Consider the following 19,640-nt stretch of genomic DNA (forward strand, 5'->3'; position numbering starts at 1 on the left):
CACACGGTGAGTGCGCCACTGCCCAGGGCGATTGCAGGGCCCAGGCCTGCGATCGCGTAGGCAGCCAGGCCCAGAATGGCCACGCCCACGGCAGAGACCAGACCGCCCGTGAAGTAGCGGCCGTGCAGGAGAACGAGGACTTGTCGTGGCGTCAGCATGGGAGCCTTTTGGCATGCTATTGTCGTTGCAGTAGGGAGTCTTTGTGCGCGGCCGCACGAGTGGCGGCGTGCTCAATCGAGGAGTGGAGATGTCCGCACCCTGGAAGATTTTGGTGGTCGGCGCCGGCGCGGTCGGCGGGACTCTGGCAGTGCGCCTGGCGGCCGCCGGAAATGCGGTTGGCGTGTTGGCGCGAGGCGAGCACCTTCAAGCCATTCGCCGCGACGGGCTGTGCCTGGACGATCCGCACGAACGTGTCTGCGTTGAGGTTCGGGCCAGCGACGACCTGGCCGATTTCGCGGCGCAGGACCTGGTGATTCTCGGGCTGAAGGCGCATCAGCTCGCACCGCTGATGCCCGGCCTGCGGTCGGTGCTGCACGCGGGCAGCATCGTGCTGCCGGCCATCAACGGTGTGCCGTGGTGGTACTTCCATCGGGATGCCAGTCCCTACGCGACCACGCCGAATGGGCGTACGGCGCATCTGGAGAGCATCGATCCGGGAGGCCGGTTGTTGCACGCGCTGGACCCGGCGCATCTCGTGGGGTGCGTGGTGCATGCCAGTGCGGAAGTGGCCAGTCCAGGCGTGATTCGGGGCAACGGTCAGTATCGCTATGTCCTTGGCGAGCCGGCCCATGAACGCAGTGCTCGCGTCCAGGCGCTCGCCGAGCGGTTGCGCGCGGCTGGTTGCGAGCCGGAGACTACCGATCGGATCCGCGATGCGATCTGGATGAAACTCGTCGGCAATGCCACCTTCAATCCGGTCGCGGCGCTCACGCGGGCGCGCATGAATGCGATCAGCGACAACCCCGAACTGGTGGCCATCATCCGCGAGGGCATGGCCGAGGTCATGGGGTTGGCGCGCGCTTATGGTTGCGACCCGATGGTCAGCGTCGAACAGCGAATGGACATCGCCCGCGGCATTGGCCCGGTCAAGGCGTCGACCCTGCAGGATCTGGAGCGAGGCCGCGCGCTGGAAATCGCCGCACTGCTTCACGCTCCCCTGGAACTGGCGCGTCTGGCCCGGCACCCCATGCCGACGCTGCAGATGTTGAGCGCCCTGCTGGGCGAACTCGATCGGCAGGTGTGCGGTCATTGAGCAAAGGTGACGCTGAATCAGTTCCCGCAATGGCGCGAGGGGCAAAAAAAGAGCCGGTCATCGACCGGCTTCAAGGGTACCTTAAGGGTACCGAGGAGACAACTCTCGAGGCGACTCGGCTTTGGGAATGATGGATGCGGCCGGGCCTCTTGATCAGTCAACGTCGCGATGCCATGAAAGTTGACAGACGGTGCGACGTTGGAAAAGCGATCTGCGCGGAAAGAGAACAGACCCTCAGGCCGCGGTACGCTTGGCGGCACGCGTGGTGGTCTGCGCGGCCTTCATCGCGGTGCTGGTGACGGCATTCATATTGGCCTCCACCGCCTCGGCTGCTTGTTTGGTGACCTTTTGCACCGAGTCGTAAGCGTTGTTGGCGGCGCTCATGGCGCTCTTGATCATGGCCACGGCCGTCTCCGATCCAGCGGGAGCGTTCTTGGCGGCAGACTCGGCCAGATCCATGAACTTCTTGTGCGTGTCGGCGATCTGCGACTCCGCTGCCTTGGTCAGTTCGGCCTGGGCGCCCGAAGCGATCTCGTAGGCGTGACGCGAATACGACAGCACCTTCTCAGCCATCGGCTGCATCCAGCCGGATTGCAGGGCCGACAGTTCCTGCAGATCCTTGACCGAGAACAGGGCCAGGGTGTGGTCGGCACCTTCCTGCAGCGAAGTCTTGACGGTCTGCATGTTCAGGTCGACCAGTTTTTCCATGTTGTCCATGGATTTGGCGGCCAGACCGAAAAAGGTTTCGAACTGGGTTTTTTGCGCGGCGGCGAATTGCTCGGGGGTCATCATGATGTCTCTCCTGGGTTGAAGGGTGTGGCTGCGGGGCGGCAGCCAACACATTCTGAACCCGCAACGGTGTCATGGAGATGACGGTCTGCTCAGGTTCATTTGTGCACTGCACAATTCCTATTTTAGGGATGACCTCTCGAATTGCAAGAACTTTTTTGTGCGTTGCAGCAAAATAGATGAAAGTCAAATCATTTCAATGACTTGCGGAACTAGTCCTTGTTGCGCCTGGGCTTGTATACCGATGGCGGAAGGGACTTTTCCGCCGGGCGTGGCTTGGCAACATCGCTTGCCTTGATGCGACGCGGCGCGGCCTTTGGGCGTTTGCTCTCAGGAACGGCCAACGTACCGGTCTTCTTGCTGGTAGGGGCATTCATCTGAGCGATCTGGGCGTCGGTCGCGCTCGAGACCGGGGCCATTGATGGGGGTTCGGCGTCGGGTGGTGAGACCTTGGAGAATCGCTGCAGCAGGGTGACGATCTGTCCGTACACGCGCGGTGTGGCCGCTATCACCTCGCCGCTGTGGAGAAAATCGCCGTCTCCGGCAAAGTTGCCCACCAGGCCGCCAGCCTCGGTGATCAGCAGGCTTCCCGCCGCGATGTCCCAGGGCTTGAGGCCGCTCTCGAAGAAGCCGTCGTAGCGTCCCGCGGCCACATAGGCCAGGTCGATCGCTGCCGCACCTGGGCGTCGCAAGCCGACGCAGCGTTGAGCCACGAGCTTGAACATTTCCATATAGGTGTCGAAATCATCGTGCTTGCGGAACGGAAATCCGGTGCCGATGAGACTGTCTTCCAGGCGCACCCGGCTGGACACGCGGATGCGGCGACTGTTGAGAAAGGCCCCCGCCCCACGCGTGGCAGTGAATAGTTCGTCGCGGGTCGGGTCGTAGACGACGGCCTGCTGCACCACGCCGCGGTGCGCCAGTGCAATGGACACGGCGTACACCGGCATCCCATGGATGAAGTTGGTGGTGCCATCCAGCGGGTCGATGATCCACTGGTATTCGGAGGATGCGTCTCCGAAGGTGCTCCCGGTCTCCTCGCCCAGAATGCCGTGCTGCGGGTAGGCCTTGAGCAGCACATCGATGATGGCCTGCTCGGCGGCGCGATCGACTTCGGTCACAAAATCGTTGGCCGCTTTTTGCGCGACGCGAAGCAGATCGATATCGAGACTCGCGCGGTTGATGATTTTGCCGGCTTCGCGCGCTGCGCGAACGGCCACATTGAGCATGGGGTGCATGGTGTCCATAGCGCCACCAACGACAATGGCGCGAGAAAGATTCGGGAAGTGACAAAGAACAAATGAAAGACGCGCATTTTATCGAGGGCCGCGCAGTGCCGCCCGGCCGTCCCTTGGACGACACGGTCTTCGTGCTCGTGGGCACCAGTCATCCCGGCAATGTCGGCGCGGCCGCGCGCGCCATCAAGAACATGGGGTTCGACACGCTGCGGCTCGTGGCCCCGCGATATGCGGATGTGCTGAAACAGCCTGAAACCCTGGCGTTCGCCAGCGGGGCGGAGGACGTGCTTCAGTCGGCACAGGTGCAGTCCGAATTGACCGATGCCGTGAAAGATTGCGGCTTGGTTGTGGCGCTGTCGGCACGGGTGCGCGATTTCGGGCCACCACTGCGAACGCCGGACTGGTTGCCGCATTTGGCGCAGCGCAGTAGCGAACAGGGGCGCCGCGTCGCGTTTGTGTTCGGCAGTGAGCGATTCGGACTGAGCAACGCCGACGTCTACCGCTGTGATGCTTTGCTGAGCATTCCGGCCAATCCGGCCTACACCTCGCTCAATCTCGCTCAGGCTGTGCAGGTCATTGCCTGGGAATGGCGCAAGGTGGTCGGCCTGCATGCGGTACAGCCCGCCCAGGCCGAGGTGGTGGCCGCGACCGCCGGGGAGGTGCAGGGGATGCTCGCGCACGTCGAGCAGGCCCTGCTAGCTCTGGAGGTGCTCGACCCCAGCGCGCCGCGCAAACTTCTGCCTCGGTTACAGCGCCTGGCCTCGCGCGCCGAGCTGACCCGCGACGAGGTGCAGATTCTGCGGGGGGTATGCACGGCGATTCTGCGCAAGGTGTCGCCCGGTTGATGCGCGCCTCCTGCACGGTTGGTGCCCGTTCAATACACTGCCTCTTCCTTCCCATGGCTGTAGAGCGACCGATCCATGCTGCAACGATTGCGTGAGACCATCCAGATCATCTTGGAGCGCGACCCTGCCGCGCGCTCGACCTGGGAGGTGATCACCTGTTATCCGGGCCTGCATGCCTTGCTGTTCCACAGCATGGCCCATGGCTGCTGGAAGCGCGGCTGGCATTGGCTCGGGCGCTGGATTTCGCATTGGGGCCGGTGGCTGACGGGGATCGAGATCCACCCCGGCGCCATCATCGGTCGCAGGGTCTTCATCGATCACGGCATGGGCGTGGTGATCGGTGAAACGGCAGAGATCGGAGACGACTGCACGATCTATCAGGGCGTGACCCTGGGAGGGACGTCGCTTTACAAGGGCGCCAAGCGGCACCCAACGCTTGAAGCCGGCGTGGTCGTGGGCGCTGGCGCCCAGGTGCTTGGCGGTTTCACGGTGGGCGAAGGTGCGCGCATCGGATCGAACGCAGTCGTGGTGAAAGCCGTGCCTGCGGGGGCAACTGCCGTGGGAAACCCGGCCCGCATCATCCAGAAGGAAGTCGAGCAGCAACGCGAGGCAACCGCGGCCCGCATGGGTTTTTCCGCCTACGCCGTCACGCAGAATGGCGACGATCCTCAATCACGCGCGGTCCTTGGTCTGATCGATCATGCCGCTCAGCTCGAACATCAGGTTGCGCTGCTGTGGCAGGCGCTCGAACGCCACGGCGTTTGTCCGGCCGAAGCCTGCCCGCCAGAAGCGCGGCGAACCGAACATTTCGACAAGGCCAAGCTGGAAAAGCTGGTGGAGTGATCGGGCATGGAGCCATGCCCGGCTCTGAGGCAGAGGCTCTGAGATGGGTGATGCGGGGCGCGGATACTCAGTGCTGCTGGTTGGCGCAGCGATCTCGCAGCATGTGCTCCAACTCGTTCAAGCTGGTCGTGCGCACGGCAAAAAGGCGGATCGTTTCGGCAGAGCTGCCGTTCGAGCCAAAGAAGAAATTCAGAATTTGTTTCGCAATGCCCATGATGACACCAAGTTATTTTAGGGTTAACCCGCATTCTAATCTGCGCCGCGAAATCTCGCTCGGGCGGCGGGGTCTGCGGGTTGCAGCGGTCTCCGCTTTCGTGGCGGTTGCCACGGAAGGAGAGGAATCATGATCGCCGGTTGGACGCGGCGGATCGCCTTTGTGCTGGCGGTCGGTCTGGCCCCTGGTGGTTGCGCCGTCCAGACTCCGCCGATGTCCGGCCCTTCCGGGGTTCATCTGTATGGGCAAATCGACGAGGGTGTTCAGTTTCATCCGTGACTTTGCTCCCCCTCGAGGGTTTTGGGTGTGAATCTTCTGTCCTAGATCAAACAATCCCGGAAAAGGCCTCAAGCCTTTGGGGGCGGTGCCGTTGTTCAGTGCGTTGAATGTCCAGGCATGCAGGCGAAGTCGTCTTCTGTATGCGACCAGGAGCGATCATGCGAAACAACCAGCCTGTCACCCAGACCGAACGCCATCTCCGTGAGAACGAGTACATCGTTTCCAAGACCGATCTCAAAGGCCGCATTGCCTATGTGAATCGCCCCTTTCTGGAGATCAGCGGATTTTCCGAGGATGAGTTGCTGGGGTCGGCCCACAACATCGTGCGCCACCCCGATATGCCCTCGGAGGCCTTCGAAGACATGTGGGGGCATCTGCAGGCAGGCAAGGCGTGGCAGGGCATGGTGAAAAATCGCTGCAAGAACGGCGACTTCTACTGGGTTCAGGCCAATGCCAATCCCATTTGGGAGCAGGGGCGCATGGTGGGGTATATGTCGCTTCGGGTCCGCCCCAGTCGGGAGCAGGTGCGTGAGGCCGAGGCGTTCTATGCCGACTTGCGTGAAGGACGGGCATCCGGATGGACGGTCCTGCATGGCAGGCCGGCTCGCACGGGTTTGCGAGGCTGGATGGCCGAGAGCGGCAGAGCACTGCAACATCGCGCGGTCAGCGTTTTGAGCGGGGCATCGGTGTTGCTCGCGGCCTTGATTCTGGGGCTTGGCGTGGCCAAGACTCTCGGCGTGCAGGCGTTCGGCATCGTGCAGGCCGAAACGCTGTTGTTGGTACTGGCCGGGGTGTTGCTCGGGGTCATGCTGGTCCTGGCCTGGACGACGCGTCACCGCCTGGTGCAGCCCCTCGATGCCCTGCAAAGAGATATGGAAACCGTGTCTGCGGGCATTCTGACGCTGAATCAGGTGTCCACTGACACGAATGGCGCTAACCGGCTGCGTCAGACGCTGGACACCATGCGGGGCAATCTCAGCAGCATGGTGCAGGACATCCGCGCGGCTTCGTCGCAGATCACAACCGGTTCGCAGGAAATTGCTTCGGCCTCGCAAGGCCTCGCCCAGGCCGCTTCCGAGCAGGCGGCTTCGGTCGAGGAAACGTCGGCCACGCTGGAGCAGACTGGGGCCTCCATTCAGCAAAATTCCGACAACGCCCGCCAGACCAATGCCATTGCGCAGGCGGCCTCCCATCAGGCCGCCGATGGTGGTGTGGCGGTGAGCCAAACCGTGGCGGCCATGCAGAGCATTGCCGAACGCATTTCGGTCATAGACGACATCGCCTATCAGACCAATATGTTGGCGCTCAATGCCGCCATTGAAGCAGCTCGCGCAGGCGAGCACGGCAAAGGCTTCGCCGTCGTCGCCGCGGAAGTGCGCAATCTCGCCGAGAAAAGTCAGGCCGCCGCACGCGAGATCAGCGAGCTGGCGACTTCGACCGTTCACCAGGCCGTACAGGCCGGGGCGCTGCTTCAGGAGATCGTGCCCGCCATCTCGAAAACGTCGCAACTTGTCGAAGAGATCAGCGCCGCTTCAGAAGAGCAGGCCACAGGTATTCAGCAGATCTCGCTGGCCGTATCCCAACTCAATGCTGTGACGCAGCACAACGCATCGGCCTCGGAGGAGTTGGCCGCCACCGCGGAAGACCTCAGTTTTCAAGCGCAGTTTCTAGAGAAAGCCATGGCGCAGTTCCGACTGAACGGCGAATTGGCCCCCACCTCACTCTCTCGTGCCGAGCGCAAGCGGTCCCACGCTCAGGAGGGAGCGCACCGGGGCGAACGGCTCATCGAGACGGGATTCGCCGCATTCTGAAGTCTGGCGAATGGCAGCGGTTCGGCTCCACGCTGACGTGTTTCGCAGCAGTGATGCTGCGCTGCAACATTTCACAAAATGGAGATCGCAAGATCTTGGCATCTCGCCTATGATTAGGGTTATCCCTGATTTTAGGCAATCGCCCCCACAAGGAGCGCGCTGTCCTTCAAGCATCATGAACCCCATCAAGCGATTTCTCGAAAAGCTGCTGTCCCGCGTTGAATTTCATCAAAACGAGGATGAACACTACCTTGCCCAGTCGGTCGACGCGTGCGACTTTGAACGCCGCATCAGGGAACTGGAACTTCGCGGATCCAACGCGCAGGATTGGACTTGGGCCGACGTGCCCCGATCCCAAGCCTTGCGGATGCCGTGGTGACGGCCTCGGCGGCCTTCTTGGACGGCTGGGCAGAATGGACGCAGAGGGTCTGCCATCAAAGCCTTCAGTGGCCCTTTGATCTGCTGCGCCTGCGATATGCAGCCGCGGTAGAGGCCGGACTGATCGAGCGTTCACTCATTGGTGCATCCCAGTTCGAGCGTAAGACTGCTGCGCTGGAGCAAGCCCTGCTGGGACCCCACGCCCGTCGCCTTTGACGGCAGCCTACGCGCGGCGAAATATTTTGCCCCGCTTGTCGAAGGCAAGTCGATTGATCCTCGGGCAGATATCGCGCCTGAGGATGACGATTCGGGCTAGCAAGCGGTGGCTGTGCGACACCGCCATGCAAAATGAAAAAGCCCCACGCGGATGCGTGAGGCTTTGAATTTGTTGGCTCCTCGACCTGGGCTCGAACCAGGGACCTACGGATTAACAGTCCGGCGCTCTACCGACTGAGCTATCGAGGAACAGCAAAGCAAAAAAGTATAGAGTCAGATCGCTTGGGCGTCAACTCACAATTGCGTTTGTTAAGAGCGATCTCAGTCAAAAACTGGTGTTTCCACACCCAGTACCTTGTGCAGTTTGGGGCTTGTGGTGGTGTACTGCAGGTGGATTTTCTTCTCCGGGAAAATGAAGGGGGCTGCGCCGAAAGCGGCCAGCGCGGCCTCGTGAAAGCCGGAGAGAATGAGTTTTTTCTTGCCCGGGTAGGTGTTGATGTCGCCCACCGCGAAAATGCCGGGAATGCTGGTCTGGAACTTCTCGGTATCCACCACGAGCTGCTTGCGTTCGATGTCCAGTCCCCATTCGGCGATCGGTCCGAGCTTGGGCGACAGGCCAAAGAAGACCAGCAAGAGGTCCAGCGGGAGGCGGCGGGTAATGCCGTCGTTGCCTGTGACCTTGATCATGTGCAGCCGTCCCTCGGCGTTCTCCTCGTAGCCGCTGACCTGACCGACGAGGAACTGCATTTCGTGTTGCTCGCATAGGGCATGCATCTGCGCGACAGATGCGGGGGCGGCGCGAAAGCCATCGCGACGATGGATCAGGGTCACGCTCTCGGGCTTGTTTTCTGCGGACTGCACGAAGTGCAGGGCCCAGTCGAGCGCGGAGTCGCCTCCACCGACGATGACGAGATTCTTGTCGGCGAACTGGGCCGGGTTGCGGACCCGGTAGAACAGCTGGCTGCCTTCGAACTTGTCCAGGCCGTCCACTTTCAAGGTACGAGGCTGGAAGGATCCCACCCCGGCGGCGATGAAGGCTGTCTTGGTGAGCAGACGAGTGGATTGGGTCGTTTCGATCAGGAAGCGGCCATCCGGCTGGGGCTCCAGTGCGGTGACTTCCTGTCCGAGGTGAAAAGTGGCGCCGAAGGGTTCGATTTGCTTGAGCAGGTTGTCGGTCAATTCCTGCCCGGTGCAGACCGGGACGGCCGGAATGTCGTAGATCGGCTTGTCCGGGTAGAGCTCAACGCATTGCCCGCCGGGATAGGCCAGCGTGTCGATGACGTGGGTTTTGATCTCAAGCAGTCCGAGCTCAAAGACCTGGAACAGTCCGACCGGCCCGGCGCCGATGATCACGGCGTCGGTTTCGATGATGTCGGTGGCGACGGATGCGGCCGACGCGGCAGTGGAGGCGTTGGACATGTCCATGCGGATGTTGGGTGAAAGATGTGAGGGGCCGCCTTCGGTAGCGGCGCGGATGCGCGTTTCAGCGCTGCAGATACTGCAACTTGTTCGGCTGGTCCTTCCACTCGTCGGCGTCATCGGGAGCGGCCCTGCGCTTGGTGATGCTGGGCCATTGCCGTGACAACTCGGCATTGAGCTTGATGAAGGCTTGTTGATCGCCGGGCACATCTTCCTCGGCGTAGATGGCATTGGCCGGGCACTCCGGAACACACACGGCGCAATCAATGCATTCGTCCGGATCGATGGTGAGGAAATTGGGACCTTCGCGGAAACAGTCCACCGGGCAGACGTCGACACAGTCGGTGTATTTGCAGCGAATGCAGTTCTCAGTTACGACGAAAGTCATGTGCGGAATCGATTCTGTAAAAGCCCAGAATTTTAACTGGCACCGGATGACGCAGTCTGCATCAGGTCAAAGCCGCATGTCGCCACAGGCGCGTCCAGAAAAAAACCACCGCCCCGACGCGCGGATGGCGGTGGTTGGTCGCGTCAGCTCAGGGTTTGCTCGGCGCGGGCGTTTTGACCAGACCCGAGGATGTGGTGGCAGTCGCCGGTTTGCCGAAGCGCTGCCACAGCTCGAAGCCGATCATGCCTGCAAACATACTGCTGAAAAACAGCCACTCCTGCCAGGTGGAAGCGGCCAGCGACGCCAGCGATGGCCCAGGACACAGGCCCGTCATGCCCCAGCCGATACCAAAGATCGCGCTGCCTGCGATCAGTTTGCCATTGATGCCCCGAGTGGAGGGAAAGGCGATTTTCTCGCCCATGAGGGACTGGGAGCGCCGCTGCGCCATTTGCATCGGCACCAGGGCGACCAGGACGGCGGTGATCATGACCAGGATCAGACTGGGGTCCCAGGGGCCGGCAATGTCGAGAAAGGCGATGACCTTGGCCGGGTCGGTCATGCCCGATACGAGCAGGCCGATGCCGAATACGACGCCACTGATGAAAGCGAGAATCTTCATGGCTCAGGCTCCTCCCAGAAGGTGGCGCATGACGAAGGTGGTCGCCATGCCCATGCCGATGAAGGTGCCCACGGCTGCCATCGAGCGCGGAGAGAACCGCGAGAGTCCACAGACCCCATGGCCGCTGGCACAGCCCGAACCCAGTCGGGTGCCGAAGCCGACGATCAGTCCGCCGATCGCGATCACGGGCCAGGACTCGCCATAGTGAGCGCCCGGTATGGGGCGAAACATCACCCAGATGAACGAGGCGGCGATCAAACCGCCCAGAAACCACAGACGCCAGGCCGTCGGTCGTTTGCCCTGCATGGCCTCGTTGATGGCGCCGCCGAAAATGCCGCTGATCCCTGCGATCTTGCCGCCGCCCAGCGCCATGGCACCGGCGGCAGCCCCGATCATGGCACCGCCGAGAATGGCAGTAGCCGGGGTGAAATGGGTCCAATCGATGTGGAACATCTGTCTCTCCTTCGTGACATGGCATGTTGTCTCTGGTTTTATTGACGCCAGCCAGTTTTCTGGTCAGGCCGCCTGCCGTACCGCCGCGACATGCAAGCGCGGCGGCACTCATTGCTCATTTGCCTGGCGGCTCGTCGCCTCCGTGGCAGTAAATCTGATACAGCGTCATCAGCACGGCGCTTGCTGCCGGACTGGCCAGGCTGTAATACACACGCTTGCCATCTCGACGGGTTTTCACCAGGCCCTGGGCTCGCAACACGGTGAGCTGCTGCGAAAGGGTGGGCTGGCCCACGTCGCAGGCAGCCTCGAGATCGCTCACACAGATCTCGCCGCGGTTGATCTGGCACAAAATGAGCAGACGGTCAGGATTGCCCAGTGTTTTCAACAGGGCGCCGGCCTGTTCCGAGTTGCGGCGCATGGCTTCGACGCTGGGAATTTCAGATTCTTGTGCGCTTGTCATTGACTTGGCTCAATCAGGTAACTCCTAATGGAAAAACAATATATTCTTTTCTATAGTGTTCCTGCAACGCATAACGCCTAGGAGATACCCGTATGAGTACGCAGTCCCCCATCGTCCAGAGCTGGTTTCACGCACCGACCTTCACCGCGACTCACTGCATCATCGATCCGGAAACCCGTCACTGCGCGATTCTCGACAGCGTGCTCGACTTCGACTACGCCTCGGGCCGCACCAAGACCGATTTCGCCGACAAGGTCGCCGCTTTCGTGCGCGAACAGGGTCTCACGGTGGACTGGCTGCTCGAAAGCCACGCCCACGCCGATCATCTGTCGGCCGCGCCGTATCTCAAAAAGCTGTTCGGCGGCAAGGTCGCGATCGGCGAGCACATCCAGGATGTGCAGAAAGTGTTCAGCCAGGTCTTCAACGACAGCTCGATGCCCACGGATGGCTCACCCTTCGACCATCTGTTCAAGGATGGCGAGGCCTTCGCCATCGGCAAATTGCAGGCTCGTGTGATGCACACGCCCGGCCATACGCCGGCCTGTGTCAGCTATCTGGTGGGCGACTGTGCGTTCGTGGGCGACACGCTGTTCATGCCCGATTACGGCACGGCCCGATGCGACTTCCCCGGGGGAGACGCGCATGTGCTCTTCCAGTCGGTGCACAAGCTCTACAGCCTGCCCCCACAAACCAAACTCTACCTTTGCCACGACTACATGCCCGGCGGACGCGAGCCGATCTGGCAAACCACGGTGCAGGCCGAGCGCGAGGGCAACGTCCAGCTCAATGCCCAGACCTCCGAGGACGATTTTGTGGCGTTCCGCAAGAAGCGCGATGCCACGCTGAACATGCCCGCGCTCATCTTGCCCTCGGTGCAGATCAATGTCCGCGCAGGCGAGATGCCCAAGGCCGAGGCCAACGGCGTGAGCTACCTCAAGGTGCCCGTGAACGCGCTGTAAGCGCCGCCGCAAGCGCCCAGTGGCGACTGCCGGGCAGCTGGTTAGACTGCAGGTTTTTTGCCTGCCATGACCGTTGCCGACACCGCCTCACCGAATCCGTTTACCCAACCGCAGGTCGCCGCGCGGCGGGTGTTGCAGGCGCTCAGCGCCGAACTGCAGCTCCCGGCCTCGCAGATTCAGGCAGCGATCGAGCTGATGGACGGTGGCGCCACCGTCCCCTTCATCGCCCGTTCTCGCAAGGAAGTGACGGGCGGTATGAGCGACGACCACCTGCGCACGTTGGAGGAGCGCCTGCTCTATCTGCGTGAACTCGAAGATCGACGCGCGGTGGTGCTGCAGTCCATCGCCGAGCAGGGCAAGCTCACCCCGGCGTTGCAGGCTGCCATCAACGCGACCGGGCAGAAGCAGGAACTCGAAGACCTCTACCTGCCCTACAAGCCTCGCCGCGTCACCCGGGCGCAGAAGGCGAGAGAGGCCGGCCTGGAGCCCCTCGCCGACTTGCTGTGGCAGCAGCCGCAGACCGATCCCCTTCAGGAGGCGGCAGCGTACGTCCGTCCCCAGCAGAGCAACGACGTGGCCGACACCTCCACGCCCCAGGCCTGCCTCGACGGTGCACGCGACATCCTCAGCGAACGCTGGGCCGAAGACCCGGCCGTGGTCGCCCCCATGCGCGAATGGCTCTGGCAGACCGGCCACCTGATCAGCCAGGTGCGCGCTGGAAAAGAACAGGAAGGCGCCAAGTTCCGCGACTACTTCGACTACGCCGAGCCGCTGGACAAGGTGCCTTCGCACCGCGCTCTGGCGGTCTTGCGCGGGCGGGCGCAGGACATGCTCGATGCTCGCATCGACCTGCCTCCCCCTCCCGAGGGCAGTGCAGCTCCCGCGCTGATTGCCCTGGCCGAGGGGCGCCTTGCCCTGCTGCTGCGGTGGAGCCATCAGGGGCGTGCAGCAGACGACTGGTTGCGCCGGGTGCTCCAGTGGACCTGGAAGGTGAAGCTCTCGCTGACGCTCGAGCGCGAGCTGCTGTCGCGTCTGCGAGAGCAGGCGGAGGCCGTCGCCATCGACGTGTTCGGCGCGAACCTGCGCGACCTGCTGCTCGCCGCGCCTGCCGGGCCCAAGGTCGTCATGGGGCTGGATCCCGGCATCCGCACCGGGGTGAAAGTCGCCCTGGTCGATGTCACCGGAAAGCTGCTGGAGACCGCCACCGTCTACCCCTTCGAACCGCGCCGGGATGTGCAGGGTGCCTTGGCCACGCTGTCGGCGCTGGTCAGCCGTCATGGCGTGCAACTCATCGCCATCGGCAACGGCACGGCGAGCCGCGAGACCGATCTGCTTGCCGCCGAGCTGCTGCGCCACGCCAACCAGCCCGGCCTGGCCAAGCTCACGGTGAGCGAGGCCGGCGCCTCGGTGTATTCCGCCAGCAGTCTGGCGAGCCGCGAGTTTCCCGATCTGGACGTGAGCCTGCGCGGGGCCGTGTCCATCGCCCGTCGGGTGCAGGACCCGCTGGCCGAACTGGTGAAGATCGACCCCAAGAGCATCGGCGTGGGCCAGTACCAGCATGACGTGAACCAGGCCGCGCTGTCGCGCAAGCTTGATGCCATCGTCGAAGACTGCGTGAACGCCGTGGGCGTGGACCTCAACACCGCCTCGGCGCCGCTGCTTGCCCGCGTGGCGGGGTTGAGCGGACGCATCGCCGAGCAGATCGTGCTGCACCGCGACCAGGCCGGCGCCTTTGCAAGCCGCGAGGCGCTCAAGGCGGTGCGCGGCCTCGGCGATAAGACCTTCGAGCAGGCCGCGGGTTTTCTGCGCATCAACGGCGGCGACAATCCGCTCGACCGCACGGGCGTGCACCCGGAAAGCTATCCGTTGGTCGAGAGGCTGCTGGCGGCGGCCGGGCGCCCCATCGACGCCCTGATGGGACAGCGCGAAGCCCTCGCCAGACTTCACCCCGAACAGTTCGTGGACGATCGCTTTGGCGCATTCACCGTGCGCGACGTGCTGGCCGAGCTGGAGAAGCCCGGTCGCGATCCGCGTCCCGAGTTCCGCACGGCCAGGCTGCTCGACGGGGTGCACGACCTCAAACAACTGGAGCCCGGCATGCAGCTTGAAGGCACGGTCACCAACGTCACCGCCTTTGGCGCCTTCGTCGATCTGGGCGTGCATCAGGACGGCCTGGTGCATGTCTCGCAAATGGCGCAGCGCTTCGTGAACGACGCCCGCGAAGTGGTCAAGACCGGCGACATCGTCAAGGTTCGCGTGGTCGAGGTCGATGTGGCCCGCAAGCGCATCGCGCTGTCCATGCGTCCCGCCGACCCCGCCCGGGATGCGCCACTGGCGCCGGGCGGATCGGGCCTGCCCGCACGTCCCCGCGATCGCCAGGAGGGCGGCCGAGCGGGACATTCGCGCACGGCCACCGCATCCGCCTCGCAGAACACCGCCATGGCGGCGGCGTTTGCCAAGCTCAAACGCTGAAAATCGGGCGACTCCTCTCGCCGCGCCACGGAACCAACACGACCGCGCTTGAAAATCCACCTGAAAAGCCGTATCTATGCGGCAGTTCAGGACGGAGGAATCCATGCGGATCGAAAAACTCACCACCCAGTTTCAGGAGGCTCTCGGCGAGGCGCAGTCGTTGGCCGTGGCGCACGACAACGCCTACATCGAGCCCGTGCACCTGCTGCATGCCTTGCTGGCTCAGGAGGGGCCGCGAGCCTTGCTGGCGCGTGCCGGCGTGAATGTGGGCGGCCTCACCCAGTCGGCGGCGCAGGCCATTGACCGCCTGCCTCAGGTACAAGGCACCGACGGTAACGTGCAGGTGAGCCGCGAGCTCAATGGTCTGCTCAATATCACCGAGAAAGAAGCCACCAAGCGCAACGATCAATTCGTCGCCAGTGAACTGTTCCTGCTCGCGGTGGCCGACGACAAGGGCGAGGCCGGACGCATCGCGCGCGAAAACGGGCTGACTCGCAAGTCGCTGGAAAGCGCCATCGAGGCGGTGCGCGGAGGGCAGAACGTCAGCAGCGCCGAAGCCGAGGGCGCTCGCGAATCGCTGAAGAAATACACCCTCGACCTCACCGAGCGCGCCCGCCAGGGCAAGCTCGACCCGGTGATCGGCCGCGACGACGAAATCCGCCGTGCCATCCAGGTGCTGCAGCGGCGGACCAAGAACAACCCGGTGCTGATCGGCGAGCCGGGCGTGGGCAAGACCGCCATCGTCGAAGGGCTGGCGCAGCGCATCGTGAACGACGAGGTTCCCGACAGCCTGCGCGGCAAGCGCCTGCTGGTGCTGGACATCGCGCTGCTGCTGGCGGGGGCGAAGTTTCGCGGCGAATTCGAGGAGCGGCTGAAGAACGTGCTCAAAGAACTGGCGCAGGACGCTGGCCAGACGCTGGTGTTCATCGACGAGATCCACACCATGGTCGGCGCGGGCAAGGCCGAGGGCGCGATGGATGCCGGCAATATGCTCAAGCCGGCGCTGGCGCGCGGCGAGCTGCACTGCATCGGCGCGACCACGCTGGATGAATATCGCAAATACATCGAGAAGGACGCCGCGCTGGAGCGCCGCTTCCAGAAGGTGCTGGTGGACGAGCCCAGCGTGGAGGACACCATCGCCATCCTGCGCGGCCTGCAGGAGAAGTACGAGGTGCACCACGGCGTGGACATCACCGATCCGGCCATCGTGGCCGCGGCTGAGCTGAGCCACCGCTACATCACCGACCGCTTCCTGCCGGACAAGGCCATCGATCTCATCGACGAGGCCGCGGCCAAGATCAAGATCGAGATCGACTCCAAGCCGGAGGCGATGGACAAGCTCGACCGTCGGCGCATCCAGCTCAAGATCGAGCGTGCCGCCGTGGAGAAGGAGAAGGACGAGGCTTCGCGCAAGCGCCTGGCGCTGATCGAGGAGGAGCTGGCCAAGCTCGACCGCGAATACGCCGACCTCGACGAAATCTGGAAGGCCGAGAAGGCCGCCGTGCAGGGCTCGGCGCACATCAAGGAAGAGATCGACAAGCTGCGCTTCGAGATCGAGGAATTCAAACGCAAGGGCGACTTCAACAAGGTGGCCGAACTCCAGTACGGCAAGTTGCCGGAGCTGGAGCGGCGTCTGCACGAGGCCCAGGCCAAGGAAACCGAGGTCGGTGGATCGGCCCAGGCGCGCCGCCTGCTGCGCACCCAGGTGGGGGCCGAGGAAATTGCCGAGGTGGTCAGCCGGGCCACGGGCATTCCCGTATCCAAGCTCATGCAGGGCGAGCGCGACAAGCTGGTGCACATGGAACAGCGCCTGCACCGCCGCGTGGTGGGGCAGGACGAGGCCATCCGCGCCGTGTCCGACGCGATTCGCCGTTCACGGGCCGGTCTGTCCGATCCGCGGCGGCCGTACGGCTCCTTCCTGTTCCTCGGCCCAACCGGGGTGGGCAAGACCGAGCTGACCAAGGCGCTCGCCGAGTTCCTGTTTGATTCGGACGAGCACCTCATCCGCATCGACATGAGCGAGTTCATGGAAAAGCACTCGGTTGCGCGGCTGATTGGCGCGCCGCCCGGCTATGTGGGCTATGACGAGGGCGGCTATCTGACCGAGGCCGTGCGCCGCAAGCCCTACAGCGTGATTCTGTTCGACGAGGTGGAGAAGGCGCACCCCGACGTCTTCAACGTGCTGCTGCAAGTGCTGGACGACGGTCGCCTGACCGACGGCCAGGGCCGCACTGTCGACTTCAAGAACACGGTGATCGTGATGACCAGCAACCTGGGCTCACACCACATCATGGCCATGGCGGGGCAGCCGCAGCAGACCATCCGCGACGCGGTCTGGGAGGACGTGAAGCAGCATTTCCGCCCCGAGTTCCTCAACCGCATCGACGAAGTGGTGGTGTTCCACGCCCTGGGCGAGGCGCAGATTGCCGACATCGCGCGCATTCAGCTGCACAGCCTGGAAGGGCGGCTGGCGCAGATGGATATGCGGCTCGATGTGAGCAGCGAGGCGCTGGCCGAGATCGCGCGCGCGGGCTTCGATCCGGTGTTCGGGGCGCGGCCGCTCAAGCGGGCGATCCAGAGCCGCATCGAGAACCCGCTGGCCAAGCTCATCCTCGAAGGCCGCTTCGGCCCGAAGGATGTGGTTCCGGTGAAGGTGCGCGGCGGCGAGATCGTGTTCGATCGCGATTGAAGCGGGGGGAGCTTGTGGACATTTCAGCCATGCCCTAAAAATTCACAAGCTCAAAGGGGCTTGACCCTTCAGCCCTTCATCCTTTCAGCCACTTGAGAAAGTCGGCGTACTGCTTGGGGTCGCCGTCGATCCAGCCGGGAATGTGTAGCGCCTTGTTCACCGCGGCCGTCGAGGGGCTCATCAGCGCGCTGCGTGCATCGGCAATCTCTTGCAGGGGCACGTCCGGAGCGGCCACCAAGGCCCAGAAAGGCATGGGGCGATGCGCCAGCACGATGCCGCCTTGCGCGGCCCAGGCCTTGGCCACGACCGGCGTGACCACCCCGACTGCCGCCACATGCATGTCGCGCATCAGCCCGACCACCGCGTTCTGCGTCTGTACCCTCGCAATGTGCTGGGGGATCGCCCCGTGCTCACGCCAGATTTTTTGCGCGATGAGATCGACCAGACTGCCTTCCTTCGGCGCGAGCATGACCGCAGACGGGGATTGCCAGACCTGATCGGGCGTCACGCAGGTTTGCGCGGGGTGGGTTCCCATATCGAGGATGCTCAGGGAGTTGCCGCCGAGCAGCACCTTGCCCGGCTGGCCCGGGCAGGACGGGGCGATCAGATCGGTGCCGAAGTGAATCGTGTCCTCGCCCACGGCGACCAGATGCCATCCCTTGCCCAGCAAAGCGGCAGTGAGGTTGGGGGGCTTGACGAAGGCATAACGGAAGGAAAGCGCTTCATTGCCGCCGGTCGGCTGGGTCTTGGCGAGGTTGAAGCCGCTTTCCCAGATGATTTTGCGGTGAACGGCATTGCCGAGCAGGGACGAGAGCGCCTGTGCCGCAACGTACTGATCCTGCTGGTTGCCCACGGCCAGACCGAAGTTCAGTCCCAGAAGCGCGTTTGGCTGGGCGGCCGCGGTTGCGCTCTTGTCGGCTGCGGCGTGTGCGGCGAAAGGCAGAATCAGGCTGGCCAGAAGACAGGCAAGCAAGCCCCTGGCAAGGGCGATGCGGCGCCATGGCCTATCGGCGCATCGGGGTTTGAAGTCCAACATGAAGGTGTCCCAGGAAGTGAGTATCGAGTATCGGAAGATGGAGTGTCATCCTCCACGCTTTCAATTTACATTTGACCCTAAAGCCTGCCGAGCGGGTTTTCCTCAAGCGAGACAAAGTGTGAGTGTTGTGTCGGTCGGCAAGTCTGATGAACCAATCCGTCACGGCTGGCTCCCTTTTTGTATCACTCAAGCATTCAGGAGGACGGCTTGTACCGTTTGTCATTGGCAGGGCTGGCTTTGACGCTGGCCCTGGCGGGCTGTGCCCCGCAGGAGCAGCAGCAGAAGTGGGCGATGGACTACATCGGGCCGAAAATCATGCTGCCGCTGCAGTTCACGAACATCACATCGAGCAGCGGCCAGCCCGAGTCTTCCAAGGACTTTCTCGGCAAGGTGGTGGTGCTGTATTTCGGCTACACGCACTGCCCGGACGTCTGCCCGACCACGATGGCGCATCTGGCCCGGGCCGAGCAGTTGCTGGGGCCTCGGGCCAAGGATGTGCAGGTGATCTTCGTGACCGTCGATCCCAAGCGCGACACGCCCAAGGTGCTCGACGCCTATGTGCATGCCTTCATGTCCAGTGCCATCGGGCTCAGTGGCACGGTGGCGCAGACCAAGACCCTGGCCGATCGCTACCACGTCAACTATTCCTACGGCAAGCCCGACGCGCATGGCAACTATGTGGTCAATCACAGTGCCGCGATCTATGTGTTCGGGCCGCACGGCAAGGGCCGTCTGATCGGCACCGAACTCACGCCGCCAGAAGGCATCGCCCATGACGTGCGCCAGCTTCTGGCCGACGCCAACGAGAGCTGGTGGCAGAAGCTGGTTTGACTGCGCTTGATTGGCCTTAGCCGCTGCGTGCAAACCCCTTGACCTGCAAGGCACGGTGCGTGTCGTTGACCACCATCACGCGCTGTCCGGGCGACAGGGCGGTGAGGGGCAGGGCGTGGTGATCCAGCGCAGCGAAATGCAGCACGTTGATGGCCACGAGGGGCAGCCTTGGTGCGCTGGCGGCATGCACGGTGAGTGCCGCGGTGACCAGCGTCGTGACGGCGCCTGCCAGGAGGGCTTTGAACAAGGTGGGTCGGGACATGGCGCACTCCACGAACGGTGTGAGAACGGTTTGGATCTGGGCGATCGTGATAGGTTGCGCGCTGTCTCGTAAAGAGTTGTGACGCCCAGGAGACTTCGGGCTTGAGGATCGCGGGCTGCAAAAGGGCTGTGAGGCACCCTGAGCCAGCGGCTTCAGCCCCTAACGTCCATGAGGTGGCAAATCCACC

Annotated in this window: 20 protein-coding genes and 1 tRNA gene; 10 read left to right on the forward strand and 11 right to left on the reverse strand. The window is 63.2% G+C overall.

Annotation, left to right across the window (positions count from 1 at the left end):
- The first annotated feature begins 247 nt into the window (after positions 1–247).
- Positions 248–1,252: a ketopantoate reductase family protein gene (locus BVH73_RS12855; RefSeq protein WP_079419257.1), complete on the forward strand. Its 1,005-nt coding sequence runs from the start codon at positions 248–250 to the stop codon at positions 1,250–1,252.
- 234 nt (positions 1,253–1,486) lie between these two features.
- Here the strand turns inward: BVH73_RS12855 and BVH73_RS12860 are convergent, their stop codons facing one another.
- Together BVH73_RS12860 and BVH73_RS12865 are read right to left on the reverse strand one after the other, a co-directional pair.
- Entirely contained in the window at positions 1,487–2,044 is a 558-nt protein-coding gene (locus BVH73_RS12860) for a phasin family protein (RefSeq protein WP_079419259.1), read from the reverse strand.
- A gap of 209 nt (positions 2,045–2,253) precedes the next feature.
- On the reverse strand, positions 2,254–3,279 hold the full coding sequence (locus BVH73_RS12865) for an inositol monophosphatase family protein (RefSeq protein ID WP_079420626.1): 1,026 nt from the start codon (positions 3,277–3,279) through the stop codon (positions 2,254–2,256).
- Positions 3,280–3,341: 62 nt separating this feature from the next.
- Between BVH73_RS12865 and BVH73_RS12870 the strand changes: the two genes are divergently transcribed.
- Together BVH73_RS12870 and cysE are read left to right on the forward strand one after the other, a co-directional pair.
- The gene (locus tag BVH73_RS12870; protein WP_079419261.1) at positions 3,342–4,124 is read left to right on the forward strand and encodes an RNA methyltransferase; all 783 of its coding nucleotides are present in this window, start codon (positions 3,342–3,344) and stop codon (positions 4,122–4,124) included.
- A 75-nt stretch (positions 4,125–4,199) separates the two neighbouring features.
- The gene (cysE, locus tag BVH73_RS12875; RefSeq protein WP_079419263.1) at positions 4,200–4,967 is read left to right on the forward strand and encodes a serine O-acetyltransferase; all 768 of its coding nucleotides are present in this window, start codon (positions 4,200–4,202) and stop codon (positions 4,965–4,967) included.
- 67 nt (positions 4,968–5,034) lie between these two features.
- Here cysE and BVH73_RS15855 read toward each other — a convergent pair whose 3' ends face one another.
- Positions 5,035–5,181, reverse strand: coding sequence for a hypothetical protein (locus BVH73_RS15855; protein WP_154048491.1), 147 nt, complete (start codon positions 5,179–5,181; stop codon positions 5,035–5,037).
- Positions 5,182–5,310: 129 nt separating this feature from the next.
- On the opposite strand from BVH73_RS15855, the gene BVH73_RS15860 reads away from it, so the two are divergent.
- The 3 genes from BVH73_RS15860 (at position 5,311) to BVH73_RS12885 (ending at position 7,650) form a co-directional block, all read left to right on the forward strand.
- A complete protein-coding gene (locus BVH73_RS15860) occupies positions 5,311–5,460 on the forward strand; it encodes a hypothetical protein (protein ID WP_154048492.1) in 150 nt (49 codons plus the stop codon).
- 158 nt (positions 5,461–5,618) lie between these two features.
- Positions 5,619–7,271, forward strand: coding sequence for a methyl-accepting chemotaxis protein (locus tag BVH73_RS12880; RefSeq protein WP_079419265.1), 1,653 nt, complete (start codon positions 5,619–5,621; stop codon positions 7,269–7,271).
- A 175-nt stretch (positions 7,272–7,446) separates the two neighbouring features.
- Positions 7,447–7,650: a DUF3563 family protein gene (locus tag BVH73_RS12885; protein WP_079419267.1), complete on the forward strand. Its 204-nt coding sequence runs from the start codon at positions 7,447–7,449 to the stop codon at positions 7,648–7,650.
- Positions 7,651–8,038: 388 nt separating this feature from the next.
- Here the strand turns inward: BVH73_RS12885 and BVH73_RS12895 are convergent.
- From BVH73_RS12895 to BVH73_RS12920, 6 genes are all read right to left on the reverse strand, one after another.
- Positions 8,039–8,114 (reverse strand) — tRNA-Asn (locus tag BVH73_RS12895).
- Positions 8,115–8,186: 72 nt separating this feature from the next.
- The gene (locus BVH73_RS12900) at positions 8,187–9,290 is read right to left on the reverse strand and encodes an NAD(P)/FAD-dependent oxidoreductase (protein WP_154048493.1); all 1,104 of its coding nucleotides are present in this window, start codon (positions 9,288–9,290) and stop codon (positions 8,187–8,189) included.
- A 58-nt stretch (positions 9,291–9,348) separates the two neighbouring features.
- On the reverse strand, positions 9,349–9,672 hold the full coding sequence (gene fdxA, locus BVH73_RS12905; RefSeq protein WP_079419269.1) for a ferredoxin FdxA: 324 nt from the start codon (positions 9,670–9,672) through the stop codon (positions 9,349–9,351).
- A gap of 148 nt (positions 9,673–9,820) precedes the next feature.
- Positions 9,821–10,291, reverse strand: coding sequence for a DUF6691 family protein (locus BVH73_RS12910; protein ID WP_079419271.1), 471 nt, complete (start codon positions 10,289–10,291; stop codon positions 9,821–9,823).
- 3 nt (positions 10,292–10,294) lie between these two features.
- Positions 10,295–10,744, reverse strand: coding sequence for a YeeE/YedE family protein (locus BVH73_RS12915; RefSeq protein ID WP_079419273.1), 450 nt, complete (start codon positions 10,742–10,744; stop codon positions 10,295–10,297).
- Between the two features lie 115 nt (positions 10,745–10,859).
- Positions 10,860–11,204, reverse strand: coding sequence for an ArsR/SmtB family transcription factor (locus BVH73_RS12920; protein WP_079419275.1), 345 nt, complete (start codon positions 11,202–11,204; stop codon positions 10,860–10,862).
- A 92-nt stretch (positions 11,205–11,296) separates the two neighbouring features.
- On the opposite strand from BVH73_RS12920, the gene BVH73_RS12925 reads away from it, so the two are divergent.
- The 3 genes from BVH73_RS12925 (at position 11,297) to clpB (ending at position 17,324) form a co-directional block, all read left to right on the forward strand.
- Entirely contained in the window at positions 11,297–12,163 is an 867-nt protein-coding gene (locus BVH73_RS12925; protein WP_079419277.1) for an MBL fold metallo-hydrolase, read from the forward strand.
- Between the two features lie 66 nt (positions 12,164–12,229).
- The gene (locus BVH73_RS12930) at positions 12,230–14,635 is read left to right on the forward strand and encodes a Tex family protein (protein ID WP_079419279.1); all 2,406 of its coding nucleotides are present in this window, start codon (positions 12,230–12,232) and stop codon (positions 14,633–14,635) included.
- Positions 14,636–14,738: 103 nt separating this feature from the next.
- A complete protein-coding gene (gene clpB / locus BVH73_RS12935; protein ID WP_079420631.1) occupies positions 14,739–17,324 on the forward strand; it encodes an ATP-dependent chaperone ClpB in 2,586 nt (861 codons plus the stop codon).
- Positions 17,325–17,400: 76 nt separating this feature from the next.
- Here the strand turns inward: clpB and BVH73_RS12940 are convergent, their stop codons facing one another.
- The gene (locus tag BVH73_RS12940) at positions 17,401–18,360 is read right to left on the reverse strand and encodes a substrate-binding domain-containing protein (RefSeq protein ID WP_154048494.1); all 960 of its coding nucleotides are present in this window, start codon (positions 18,358–18,360) and stop codon (positions 17,401–17,403) included.
- A 207-nt stretch (positions 18,361–18,567) separates the two neighbouring features.
- Here BVH73_RS12940 and BVH73_RS12945 point away from each other — a divergent pair, with 207 nt between their 5' ends.
- Positions 18,568–19,191 (forward strand): SCO family protein, encoded by a 624-nt coding sequence (locus tag BVH73_RS12945; RefSeq protein ID WP_245800343.1) that lies wholly within the window; start codon positions 18,568–18,570, stop codon positions 19,189–19,191.
- A gap of 16 nt (positions 19,192–19,207) precedes the next feature.
- Here the strand turns inward: BVH73_RS12945 and BVH73_RS12950 are convergent, their stop codons facing one another.
- Positions 19,208–19,453, reverse strand: coding sequence for a hypothetical protein (locus BVH73_RS12950; protein ID WP_079419283.1), 246 nt, complete (start codon positions 19,451–19,453; stop codon positions 19,208–19,210).
- Positions 19,454–19,640 lie beyond the last annotated feature (187 nt).

The sequence above is a fragment of the Thiomonas intermedia genome, from assembly GCF_002028405.1.
Taxonomy (GTDB): domain Bacteria; phylum Pseudomonadota; class Gammaproteobacteria; order Burkholderiales; family Burkholderiaceae_C; genus Thiomonas; species Thiomonas intermedia.